At 43.4% G+C, this 12,257-nt stretch carries 9 protein-coding genes and 1 CRISPR repeat array (1 of these 10 only partly in view); of the genes, 1 reads left to right on the top strand and 8 read right to left on the bottom strand.

Features of this window, described 5'->3' with window-relative positions; translation table 11 throughout:
- Positions 1-7 precede the first annotated feature (7 nt).
- The 8 genes from cas1c to HPL003_RS18235 form a co-directional block, all read right to left on the bottom strand.
- Positions 8-1,039, bottom strand: a complete 1,032-nt coding sequence (cas1c, locus tag HPL003_RS18270) for a type I-C CRISPR-associated endonuclease Cas1c (RefSeq protein ID WP_014281196.1) — start codon at positions 1,037-1,039, stop codon at positions 8-10.
- Complete coding sequence (gene cas4, locus HPL003_RS18265) at positions 1,036-1,695, bottom strand: CRISPR-associated protein Cas4 (RefSeq protein WP_014281195.1); 660 nt, start codon at positions 1,693-1,695, stop codon at positions 1,036-1,038. Before cas4 ends, cas1c begins: the two co-directional genes overlap by 4 nt.
- The gene (cas7c, locus tag HPL003_RS18260) at positions 1,682-2,548 is read right to left on the bottom strand and encodes a type I-C CRISPR-associated protein Cas7/Csd2 (protein ID WP_014281194.1); all 867 of its coding nucleotides are present in this window, start codon (positions 2,546-2,548) and stop codon (positions 1,682-1,684) included. The genes cas4 and cas7c overlap by 14 nt, the downstream gene beginning before the upstream one ends.
- Positions 2,549-4,474, bottom strand: coding sequence for a type I-C CRISPR-associated protein Cas8c/Csd1 (cas8c, locus tag HPL003_RS18255; RefSeq protein WP_014281193.1), 1,926 nt, complete (start codon positions 4,472-4,474; stop codon positions 2,549-2,551).
- Positions 4,471-5,193, bottom strand: coding sequence for a type I-C CRISPR-associated protein Cas5c (cas5c, locus tag HPL003_RS18250; RefSeq protein WP_014281192.1), 723 nt, complete (start codon positions 5,191-5,193; stop codon positions 4,471-4,473). The genes cas8c and cas5c overlap by 4 nt, the downstream gene beginning before the upstream one ends.
- A 204-nt stretch (positions 5,194-5,397) precedes the next feature.
- Entirely contained in the window at positions 5,398-7,818 is a 2,421-nt protein-coding gene (locus tag HPL003_RS18245) for a CRISPR-associated helicase/endonuclease Cas3 (RefSeq protein WP_014281191.1), read from the bottom strand.
- A gap of 358 nt (positions 7,819-8,176) precedes the next feature.
- Positions 8,177-9,094: a DUF7638 domain-containing protein gene (locus HPL003_RS18240; protein ID WP_014281190.1), complete on the bottom strand. Its 918-nt coding sequence runs from the start codon at positions 9,092-9,094 to the stop codon at positions 8,177-8,179.
- A gap of 27 nt (positions 9,095-9,121) precedes the next feature.
- Positions 9,122-10,111 carry a phosphotransferase family protein gene (locus tag HPL003_RS18235; protein WP_014281189.1) on the bottom strand — a complete coding sequence of 330 codons (990 nt, stop codon included), beginning with the start codon at positions 10,109-10,111 and terminating at the stop codon, positions 9,122-9,124.
- A gap of 154 nt (positions 10,112-10,265) precedes the next feature.
- Here HPL003_RS18235 and HPL003_RS29465 point away from each other — a divergent pair, with 154 nt between their 5' ends.
- Positions 10,266-11,708, top strand: coding sequence for an SEC-C metal-binding domain-containing protein (locus HPL003_RS29465; protein ID WP_014281188.1), 1,443 nt, complete (start codon positions 10,266-10,268; stop codon positions 11,706-11,708).
- Between the two features lie 142 nt (positions 11,709-11,850).
- A CRISPR array of direct repeats spans positions 11,851-12,257; the repeat unit is 33 nt; unit sequence TATTTCAATCCACGCACTCATACAGAGTGCGAC (it continues 31 nt past the right edge of the window).

The raw sequence follows: 12,257 nt of genomic DNA, 5'->3' as shown, positions 1-12,257 counted from the left end.
ATAACACCTACTTCCACAAAAATGGAGGGTACTCGTCCAGATCTCCCCGAATATGCCTAGCCAAGAGCAAAGCCTGTGAATAGGGCACAAGCCCCCAAGACATTTTCTCATTCAAATAAGGATGAATAATCTTTTCCTGTTTGCGTTCCTGCCATGCCTTCAATACTATTTTTCTCGTGTCATCATCCATAATCACAGCACCGTTTTCTTTCCTATAAAATCCTTTGCCATGAATCAATTTTTTGTTAATCAATGTAAGGACAAAACGGTCGGCATATACTCCTCGAAGCTCCTCCATCACGTCCAGTGCCAACGAAGCTCGTCCCGGACGATCTCTATGCAGAAAACCGACATATGCATCCAAGCCGACAGCTTCCAAAGCAGATTTCATATCGTTGGACAGCAGTGTGTAGGCAAAAGATAATAAAGCATTGACATTATCTAACGGCGGTCGTTTATTGCGTCCATGGAAATAAAAATCCTTCTTTTGCTGCAAAATCAGTTCATCAAACACGGAATTGTACTGTACCGCCGCTGCACCCTCCAACCCCCGTAAAATGTCCAGGTCCTCCACTTCTCGTACTTGCTGCATGGCCCCCGCTAAAGAAGCAGTCACCTTCTTCATTCGATCCGTGTCCATACGAAGGGGATAGTCCCTTGTCGCTCGCTCCAAAATCCACTTATTGTTATATATTTTGCCTATAATCATATTTCTGGCTACAAGAGCGCTTCTTTTGTCATCATCGGAAATCCGATACTGTTCTTTTCGGAGCACCACATTTCCACGACTCTCTCCGATCACACGTGCCAGGAAACGTCCAGTTCGCGTCATAAAGGTTAAATCTATATTACGTGATGCACAAGCACCCATCAGACCCGGACTTACCCCTGCATAGCCAAAAGTACATACAGCTTCCAAGTTATGCAAAGGGTAGCGTGCAAGAATGGCCTCTTCTTGTTTGACAACGATATTGTCCCCATCCAGTGACAAGTACGTATCCGGCAAGGTAACAAACAATGTATTTAGTATTTTTTTCATTCAGCTATCCTGCTTTCAATGAAACTGGAAACAGATCTTTTATTCAAAATCTCCGGCACACATATGTGTTGAAGCGAGCAACTTTGGCAATGTGGCCCTGCTTTGGCTTTAGGTGTATGGTTTCGCTCAAAATAATGCCGCATTTCCTGCAAACTTGTTCGGCCCCGTTCACGGTCAGCAGCAGTGATCATGACCTCTACCCGATGTTTGATCTCGTCGTAATAAAAGTAACCTTTTGAAATATCACACACGAGCATTTCTTCGAGACACATCACTTGTGCGACTAACTGAGAATGATCTGAATCATTGCGTTTGGGTTTGCCACGCTTGTATTCAACAGGAAAAGGAAGGTACGTACCTTCCTCCCCTGCCAGCGGAACCCCATGAGGATCACGTACAAACTCTACGACGTCACAGATACCAGTAACACCAAGCTCTCTGGAATGTATAGGTAACGCGCGGACGATGAGTTTATCTCCTCTTTTCTCACGAATCATCGGCTGATCGGCTTTTCTGTGTAGATGATCACCCTCAATCGTCTTCACGTTTTCTTCCCATTGCTGCTCAATGTGAATTAACGCCCACTGTCTTCTACAGAAGTTAAAATGCTGAATACCGGATAGCAGCAAATAATCCTCTTCGTTATAGTCCTGCATACTCTTGAGCCATTAAGCCTTCCAGCGGTTGGAGCGTACATACGTAATCCTCAAAAGATCTCGCTTCACTCACACCTTCTTTTAGCTGAACTTGCAGTGAACGATGGACTTTAGCCGAAGAATATTGTCCTAATTTGGATTGATGCTCCCACCAGTACAGATGATGAACTTCCATACTCCCATCAGGACGTGCGGAAGAGGTGTCATTTTCAAACAGTGTTCTCAAAGCTTCCCGAATTTTCTCCGCATCCTCATAGGTAAATCCGGTTTTTTCCGCCAATTGTGTATTTATACTTCCATAAAAAACATAGACACCAAAATCAACCCTGTGCTTCATCCCCATCGTATCAGAGCTTTTTTTATTAGGGTCCTTAGGGGTTACTGCGTTGACGCTCTTGGTAATCTGCATACTGGAAATATCAATAGGAGCAAGGCTTACCGCCGTATGTATGGACACAGGTCCACGAATCCCAAGGGATACATCCTCTTTGGTAAAAGCAAATACTTGCCCAAAACTTCGTACATCGATCCAAGATTTGCAGGCTGCTTGGGCGTAAAGCTCATTGTTTTGCTTTTTGCCCTTACCAAATTCCTGTACTTCCGCATTAGCGTCTACACGTTCTTTAATGCTGCGGTAAATATCCGCACGTCTCTCATCGGACTGTACAAGGATGGGTTCCCCCATATCCTGTAGACGATTACGGATTTTTCGTTTGATGCATACATCGGAAATTTCACCGTAACCATCATAATTTTGGCGCGGACGATTACCATTCAACGGATCACCGTTCGGATTAGCATTACGGACTGACAATACAACGGCAAAATCAATTTTATGGTCAAGTACACTCATTTATATGATCTCTCCCTGTTCATTATTTTCCTGGTCTTGTTCGATATCCGTTCCTATTTCCTTATTTTTCTTGCTCGTGTACAAATCGTTACGCTGGCTGTAAAATCCGAGCAGGTACAGACCACTTAACGGTTTATCCGTAAAATTCTCAGCTTCTAGCTGCGCACCTACCTCATCCAGCAGGCGATTGTAATATCCCGCATCTGTTCCCATTCTTGCCTGATAAGGTTGAATATTCGACTGGATAATCGTCCAGGTTCGACTAGGCCGCTGTGCAAAAGCATTCATATAACGAACCGCATTTGTAGCCCGTTTTTCTTCCCGACCCAGTGCCCGTCTTTCCAACACATCCGCAATCGCCAACATCCTGCCAAACAAATAGCTGCGGTCTTTATTTTCGGTATTTAAAGCCACTTCAAAGCCCTCCCTCTCAAATGTTTTGTTTACCAATGCGCAGGTGATACTCAACGTCTTCTCCCACTCCCATTCATCCAAGCCCACTGGATTCGAGGCACGATTAACCGCACTGCGTACAATATCAAGCGGAATTTTTCGTCCGTCAATAATGCATGGAAGCATCCGTTCAATTAAACCTTTGACGATCTTGTCATTCGCTCGTGGACCGTAGGCAGCAAAGGCAATATCTCTCGTTGCAGGTGCTCCAATAAAGGTAATGTTCTTGTTATCTGCACTTTTCCGATACCGATGTTGCCAGTAACAGGTTTCGTGCCAAGCTTGTAACCGATCCAGAAATATCTCCTTGTTCAGATCACGGTAGTATACCATTGACAGCCGCCCCGGTGTTGCCGCATCCAGCACCATAATGATGACATTGGAGGTATAATTGCCATCATAACGATAACCGCCAATGGCGCGGCGCACTTGATTAGCAAATTCCTTATGAGTGCTGTCTCCTCCTGTCGGCTCTTCATCCTCATCTTGATACAGGCTAAACGTATCACCGAGCGGATCAGGCATGTCCAGACTTTCTATTCCCCACACAAGGAAAACTCTACCGTCCACAGTGATCCCTTGACGTTCGATCAGCCACTTTAAGGCATTGTGAGCCTTCTGAGATACTTCGTAGCTGACCGTCGCCGCATCGCGGCTGCTACGAAATCGTCCCCGATAGGTGAAACCGTCAGAATCATTCGCTGAAATCAGCTTGGATTTGTCAGCGGAATTGCGGATGCGCGAAGTATGCTTGTCTGCATAAGGCAACAGTTCACCCGATACATAACATAAGTCTTTTTCCTTTAAGCTCATCTCATAAAATTGGATAAAAGATTGCTGAACAGATGGGTCACGCCATAATCTGGACTCTACCTCCCCTGGCACCTGTACCGCGAAGCGGATAAAAGCCGCACTTTGATCGGAGACGATTACTTTGAAAATATCAGGCTTTTCCCCACGCTCCGCTTCCAGTGCTGCCGTCCATTTTTCAATCAACTTGCCCTGACCGTCAATCCAGAGAACTTTGTCCCGAATCAGATCTGTTATGAGAGTTCCTTTGGCCAGATATTCATGAACGCACTTTACCTTCGAGTGCCCATAGGGAGATTCGCACCAGGAACGCAATTGCTTCATATAATCTGTGTGTGGCGTTCCTTTTACTTCGCCGCAATATTGTACAAAGTCGCCTGCCACATAGACAAGCTTGTCAAAGAGTGGATACGGAACTGGAGCGCTTGTCCGACTAGCAGAAGCCTCCGTACATGGAATAATAGTGCTCCCCTCGTTTTTGTCGATAACTTTTGCTGAAAGATAGTTACCCTCCCCGTCCAGATTGACCTCTATGTGAGCGCTCTGTGTCGTATGGGATACGGGGATCAACGCGTATTCACGGTTATTTTTCTTTTTCTCAAATTGTCCGACATCACGCGTATGATTTTCATACGTTTTATATAAATTCGCCAGCCAGCTCATTCACTTCCCCCATCCACGAACATTTCTTCGTACAGACTGTCCACATCTTGCATGTTGGCAGAACTGAACGCTTTCACTGCCCCCTCACCTGTCTTACGCACCAATGTGCACTCCTCCGGACGAATAAAGCGGATTATACCATGTTGCATTTTGGCTCTCCAAAGCCGGGTTTCCCGTTCTTTTCGACCGGTTTCATCTGGATAGCTGATCCCATGCACCATCGTACCAAAATCAATTTCAGGAACCTCATCGTAGTCCCCCGCTCCTTCGCCGAAAACGCAGGGTTCAACGTAGCCTTGGCATTCACGCGTGCCCAGAAAAATATCTCTGCGTCCTCCGGCCTTGACCGCCCGTTTAGCTATGTTGTGATGTTTAAATTCGTTACGGTCATACATAAGGTCTTCACGATGGGGGTTGAACTCGAAATGAGCACGTACCTGATAATGAACATCCTTTAGATAGGTGTAATAGGCCAACGTATTTCCCCCGCTATATTCAATGGGGCGAATTCCTTTTGACTCGGTCTGGATAAATTTCATAACTCGAACCTCGTCCACAACCCACGTTAATGTCGGCTTCCAGTAGATGCTTTCCACAATCCCCTTTAAGCTCTCATAACTAGGAACCTGATATGAAAATTTTTCTCCCCCAAGTTTCGTTAATGGGTCTGTAAAAAGAGCGTATCTTCCAGACACCTCAAACTCAATTTGATTCCGCATTTTTATCCTCCCTTCTTATAAAGGATTATTTATAGTTATAAAATTTACATTCTCAGCATATACTATATTCCAAATAAATACAACTATCACTTTGCAGATTGATTGTTTCTCTGATCTTGTGCTACACTCAATGGGTCGCTGAGAAGCGTGGATTGAAAATTATACAGGATTATTTGAGTGCCCGCCTTTGGCGGGTTTTCTCTTTTAGATCATAGCCATCGACCATTCTCCTTCACCCTCTGACCCAACTCCAAATTGCCCAGAATAAGCCGTTTCCCTCAATGCCAGAACATGACCATGCAATAAAGGATATAGATCACCGTTTTTCTCCAGCTTTTTTAGCTCATGGTCATAGATATTAACGACATAGGGTTGCAGTTTCCGCAGTAGCCCACCCAATTCCCGACTGTCCAGTTCACCATTAAACGCTAAGATTAACTCTTCTGCTTCGTTATTATAAGGTACCAATACCGATGTAGCCTTGTTACTGATAACCTCAAAATATTGCTCCGCAGTCGCTATGGATGGGCGGCTTAGAATCTCGGGATTCTTACCGCACTTGTTCTTGTAAGCTCCATAATAGTCCTTGTTTGCACTCAACAAGTCGAACAAATTTTTTTCCAGCTTGGAGACGGGATAATCCATTTCTTCTTTAATATTGTGGTAGTAATATTCAAAATAGGCTTTCATTGCTGATGCAGATAATAAATCATGGTCAAATCGTTGCGGGTCCTGCTCAAACTCATTTAATATGCGCTCTGTCTGTTCCCTGCCAATCTGAATTTCAGGCAACCTTGAAAGGTTCTCGTCAGCCGATTTAATGATATACACATACCGCAGCTTATCCTTGCCATGTCGGTTACATCTACCGGCTGCCTGAGCAATAGAGTCCAGCCCGGATAGTGAGCGAACAACGCATTCAAAGCTGATATTGACTCCTGCTTCAATAAGCTGCGTACTAACACAGATGACACGCTCATTTGCCTCAAGGGCCCGTTTTAGTTCGGACAACACATCTTTACGATGGGCCGCACACATATTCGTGCTCAGATGAAATAATCTTGCGCCACCTTCTCCCAATCCCTCACGTTGATATAATTGATCAAATAGCTTACGCACAGCCATTTTTGTATTCAGAATCACAAGCAAACTGTTGACTTCTTCCATTTGTTCTTGTATAAAGTCCGCTAGTTCCTCTGCTCCCCACCCCAAAGTTGTTGTGCGATTCACCACTTCTACCCGTTTGAAACTTTTGCCCACCTCATCCATATTTTCAATAATTTCGGCCTGATTGGAAAAATGAAGCTTGTGCTTTACAAAATCAAGGGCAGGTTGTGTTGCTGTACAAAGCAATAAACTGGAATCACCCATAATGTGCAAAAAATTTAGTGCCGCGTTGAATAAAGAAATACATTTCACAGGTACCGACTGAACTTCATCAAAAATAATGACTGAATTCGACAACTGATGCAATCTTCGTACATTACGAGTACCTTTCGCATAGAAGGTATTCAGAAACTGAACCATAGTCGTGAAAATAATCGGGCGATCCCATGTGTCTCTTGCTAACTTTATTTTTTTCTGATACACGTCATAATCTTCGTTCTCAAGCTCATCATCTCCCTCAATTACGTTAGAATGATGCTCCAGTATCATATCGTCTTCCTGCAAGATACCCCTGATTTCCGCAGCATTTTGCTCAATAATTGTTGTGTAGGGAACAATGTAAATGATTCGTTCCTTGTTAAAGGTCATCGCATGTTTAAGCGCATATCGCAAGCTTGCCAGTGTTTTTCCGCCGCCTGTAGGAATGGATAGCGTGTATATACCGGATGGACGTAGTGCAAAATCGTCACATTGCCGGGACATCTCACGTCTTAAACGGTTAATTGGCTCTTCCGAATCACTTTCGTGCTCAAGCTTCACCAGCATGTTTGTCAGAGCATCATAGCTTCTTTTAAAAAACGAATGACTATCCAGAGGTTGCTCCGTTTCTTCATCCTCTTCAAACTGCCGGGTATTGGTTCGGTCCGCGTCAATCAGACAACTAAATATGTACTTCATAAGAAGGGAAGCAGCAATAGAAGGAAGTTTGTGCTGTTTAATAAGGCCTAAATAATGCTCTAGTTCCTTCTTAGCCTCAGAAAAATATTGATCCAGCTCTTGTTGTGAAACATGCTCAAAAAATTCGGATTTTGTTTGCTCAAATTCTTCCAAGTCCTTAGAGACCCGTTTTAAAAAAGGAGAAGTCAGCTCAGGATCAATAAAGTCCCGTAAACCTTGGTGATGGGAAATGATACAATTCCCGACCCATTCCGCAGCAACCTTGTCATTAACGGAAGAGGAATGGTGGTAACGGTCAAAGAGGAATTTACCACCCGCTGTTGAATGATCTACAGAACCTCTGCGTGGAGGTGCATCCGGATTAGCCACAGCTTCTTGAATATACATTTTGAATTCGTTTGTATTTTTTCCCAGATCATGTAGCCAACCCGCAAGTCCAGCCAAATGACCGACACCAATTTTTCCACCATAACGCTCACAACTATCTTTCACTTCCTGTAAATGATCTTTCACTGTCTGAATACATCCGTCTTTCTGTCGAATGTGAGCTATATATTTCATTTAACGCGCCTCCTGAACCAAGTCTTTTATACTAATTAAATAATAAAAAAGGCACAAAGGCATATTTACTTTTACCTATCATTTCGACATCGAATTACAAAAACCTCCCAAAAAAATCAAATTATCAGACAATTCACCAATACAAGCAATCATAGTACCAGCGAAAAAGACTATACAGAGAGAAAGAACATGTACACCACGCTTTCATTCATCCTCTATAAAATAAGAAATCCCCAGAGTCTTTCCTCTGAGGATTCATACTATTTATAAAGCGGACCACTTTTATTTCAACCCACGGACTCATGTAGAGTGCGACTTATCATCATGAATAGTTCATTACTCATTTGGCTCCGCCACCTCATACTTCTCTTTTCTCATCTGGATGGTAAATAATTCGGATGTAATCCGTGTCGCGGTTATCCATATCTCCTAAGTACATCCGCAAATGCTCGGGTACCTGTTCGTAAGCCTCTTTTAGACGTTCCCTCGTATAATCACTAGGATAGATCAAATAAGCATGATAAGCATCTTCACATTTTTCAGAAGCTGTTTTACCACCCTGTAGCTTGATGTGCATGTCTATTAATTCATCATATTTGTTCTGAATACAAAGCTCCGATTGTCCAGTCAGGGTTACTTCGGCAAAATCGCTAAGGTAGATTCGAGCCCCTTCTGTGCAGTCTACAAAAAATGTTCCATTCTCAAAAAGCACCTTTATGTCCTCAATCATAGCTGAATGCTGCTCACCAGAGTGAGTCCAGAAGACTTTTCCATCCTCATACACTGTAAGATCTACAAGATGATTACGTTCTCCATCGTGGCAAAAGATATAGAACCCATTTCCTTTGTTCGTATTATATCCCAACTCCCGTGCCACATAAAACGGAGTCGGTGAAGGGGACAGAGCCAGCCTTCTTTTTTCCATCAATGCTTTCTCACGCTCATGCACTTGATAAATATTGGTAAAATCAGGATTAAGTTGCTTGATCACTTTCACAATATATTCATAATACGCCTGTGCATCAAACTGCCAATGTGCATCGGTTACTTTAAAATACCCAAGATGGAAGATGGACAAATGCTCACCTTCAGGAATATCCGTCACGATCCATCCCGACTCTAACTTTCCGATTAGCCCTGCCAGATCAACTAGATCCCAACAGTTAACCATCCCATCCTCATACACATCAATCGGAGTCAAAAAATAACTGCCGTTATGAATGATTCCTGGAATCCGAGTCCCTTCTACACGTTTATTGCGGTACATTTTTTGCATCGTCTCTTCTCTCCTAACACGTACAATTTAAGCTAGACCAGCTATGGAACGAGCGATTAAATGCTTCAAATCCTTCACCCGATTAGGGGTGCCCTTGGTTGAATTATTCAACATATCGCACAATGCAATCAAGTCTTCCAATGTCGCCACATGTCGCCAGTCCTCATTGAGAATTCCGCCTTCCGCCTGATAGGAAGTGATGAAGGAACGTTCAAACGGTGAATTGGCTTCTTCATAGCGCAATATGTTGCCAAAATCCACATGTCGTCGTCCTGCAAAAGCGAATTCCCAATCTAGCACCGCAGATACTTCCAGCTCATCTGTACTCTCAATTTGCTGTATTAATAAATTTAAACCGTTAAAATCAGAATGAACGAGTACAGGTGTATCCTCTCGAGAGGTTAACAAGGAGCTACGAGCTTTGCAGCAAGACCAAAGAGCATTCGTTAACTCTTCGCCAAGCCACCGACCAGACTCATTATGAAACAGACTATGCTCTATAAATGACAGGAAACTATTCTCGTCCATCGGAAATGGCTCTGTGATGCTCAAATCTGGTCCCAAAAAACCGGATTCAGCGAACGTATGCTGATGAATACGGGCAAGTGTCTTGCCCACGGATGCCGCAGCCGAAATCATCTGGTACTCTGTTCCTTTTTGCAAAATATCTCGCAGAAGCTCTCCTTCTTTCCATTCCAGAATGGCCCAAGGATGATCTATCACAGTACAACTGGTATCCAAATACAAATATTTTGCAATCGGTACAGTATGGTGAACCCATCGCGAAATCGCGTACTCTTTTTCCGCAATTAACTTGTTCTCATCTCTATACACTCGAAAAAGTACAGGACGCTCCATTCCTTCGATATGTAATTTGAAGTTGCTATTACTCAAACCCGTCTCAGGCTGTGTGGTAAAAAGAACCCTCTTACCAGAGTAAACTGTTTGGACACAGGCTTGAATTTGCTCGGAATTGAGCTGTGCTGGTTGCTTGATACGTTCCCACCTGTCTTTCATTCATATGACCTCCTCTTTCTACAGACGAGCTATTCAAGTAACTCTTCTGGCTATAATATATACTATTCCTAAGCTAACGAGAGATATTTTGAAAAATAACAGGATGATTGGTATCCTTTAATGATATAGAATCTGTATGAGGAGTGTTTACAAATTGGCCCAATTAGGAAGGAACGACCTCTGTCATTGTGGGAGTGGTAAAAAGTATAAAAAGTGTTGTCTTGATCAGGATCAGCAAACGGAGCGAAATGCGACCGGACACGATCAACAATTAAAGGGCGACTCCAGCCCGGAAGACATGGCTGCGTATGCCGAATCTTCTGAAAGGCTAACAAATCTGATTCACAAACTGGACTGGCCGAGTAACGCGCAGTATGAGCTTACTGAAGAACTTTTTAAGAAACTATACGCTGAATATGATATGAAATCCAGAATTGTACGTAGCTGTCTCGTTGGAACCTTAATGATCTGGAACGACTTTTGTAAAATAAAGAAGCCCGCCTTTCGTAAAGCAGGTGGTTATAAAGCCGCGATTGAGTATTTCTTTGTAACAGACTTCGGGGGCTTTTCCACCCAATCTGAGCTTGCGGCGAAGCATAAAGTTTCTGTATCCAGTCTGTCCACTAATTTGCGAAAGCTGGAGGATTTTTTTGAAGAATATGTCGGGCAATTATCCCAAGGTTCATCAGATATGCAAGCGGAGCATACAGGTCTCCTCGCCTATTCTGACCTGGAGCATGAGGCTATGCTGGCGAATATTCAAAGACTCGTTGAATCCCAAGAACTTAATAGCCCTGAGGAGCTGGAAAAATTTCTGGCTAAGCAACTTAATAATCCAGAGGCATTTAAAATTCGTTCTCCTGAATCGAATGAAGACAAAGCTTACGAGTTATTGATGAAGGCAGAAAAGGAATCCTCCTCAGCCAAGCAAATTAAATTAGTCCAGCAAGCCCTGAAGCTCGATCCAAACAACTCGGACGCGCTGCTGTTGTTAGCCCAATTGTCGACGGATATCTCAGAAGCTATTAAACTCTCGGAGTCCGCCATGAATTTTGCGCAAAAGGAACTAGGTGAGCCCTTTTTCAAGGAAAACAAAGGTTACTTCTGGGGTCTATCTGAAACACGACTCTATATGCGTGCAACAAATCTGCATGCCGATTTGTTATATACTTCTGGCAGAATCAGCGCTGCGTGTGAACAGTACGAAGTTTTACTTGAATTAAACCCCAATGATAACCAAGGGATTCGGTACAGCTTGCTCAAATGTTATTTGGAGCTGGAGCGTCTGGATCAGGCAGAACGGATCTTTAAGTCATATGAAAACGAAATATCAACTGAATTTCAATATAATCAATTGGTTCTGGAATACCTAAAAAGTGGATATAGTGCCAGATTACCTCTCCTCTACAAACGCGCACGCAAACAGAATCAACATGTCCTTGCATTTCTCCTGGGTAAAAAATCTATGCCAGCAACAAGACCAGATTACATGACTCCCGGCGATCAGAATGATGCTGTTAACTACTTCAGTACCCATGAAGCTCTGTGGTACAAGCTATACGGTCTGACCGAATGGATCAGTAAGCAAAAACAATAATGAACTAGTAAACTCATAGAACATCCCACACAGCTCTGAAATAGAGGTTTGCGGGATGTTCGGCTTTTAATCGTCAAGATGCCTAGTATGAACTGATCTCCTTCTAAGGAGTTTGAGTTACTTCTTGAGCATATGATTCAGTCGCTTCATTCCACACACTCATACAGAGTGCGACGGTGCTTCGAATCCATCAAGGAGTATTGATGGGTATGTATTTCAATCCACGCACTCATACAGAGTGCGACTATGAGGTCTGCTACAATCTTGACGGAATTTTTATTTCAATCCACGCACTCATACAGAGTGCGACACGAGTATTCAAAAGGCCGTAGAGGTCGCTTCATCTATTTCAATCCACGCACTCATACAGAGTGCGACGGTGTATCCCTCCAGTCATTTGGCGTAGGAAGGCATTTCAATCCACGCACTCATACAGAGTGCGACGTTACTGGAATCTCCGGCTCTGCGGGTTCTAAATCAATATTTCAATCCACGCACTCATACAGAGTGCGACATCATTTAGCTGCTTAAAACTGGTCGTCTCGCTGA

It is taken from the genome of Paenibacillus terrae HPL-003 (genome assembly GCF_000235585.1).
Taxonomy (GTDB): domain Bacteria; phylum Bacillota; class Bacilli; order Paenibacillales; family Paenibacillaceae; genus Paenibacillus; species Paenibacillus terrae_B.
Note: the sequence above shows the minus strand (reverse complement) of the source record. Positions and strands in the feature narration are given on the sequence as shown.

Bases quoted from the DNA above. Each gene is read 5' to 3' on its own strand.
- cas1c (WP_014281196.1), bottom strand. From the start codon at position 1,039: ATGAAAAAAATACTAAATACATTGTTTGTTACCTTGCCGGATACGTAC.
- cas4 (WP_014281195.1), bottom strand. From the start codon at position 1,695: ATGCAGGACTATAACGAAGAGGATTATTTGCTGCTATCCGGTATTCAG.
- cas7c (WP_014281194.1), bottom strand. From the start codon at position 2,548: ATGAGTGTACTTGACCATAAAATTGATTTTGCCGTTGTATTGTCAGTC.
- cas8c (WP_014281193.1), bottom strand. From the start codon at position 4,474: ATGAGCTGGCTGGCGAATTTATATAAAACGTATGAAAATCATACGCGT.
- cas5c (WP_014281192.1), bottom strand. From the start codon at position 5,193: ATGCGGAATCAAATTGAGTTTGAGGTGTCTGGAAGATACGCTCTTTTT.
- HPL003_RS18245 (WP_014281191.1), bottom strand. From the start codon at position 7,818: ATGAAATATATAGCTCACATTCGACAGAAAGACGGATGTATTCAGACA.
- HPL003_RS18240 (WP_014281190.1), bottom strand. From the start codon at position 9,094: ATGCAAAAAATGTACCGCAATAAACGTGTAGAAGGGACTCGGATTCCA.
- HPL003_RS18235 (WP_014281189.1), bottom strand. From the start codon at position 10,111: ATGAAAGACAGGTGGGAACGTATCAAGCAACCAGCACAGCTCAATTCC.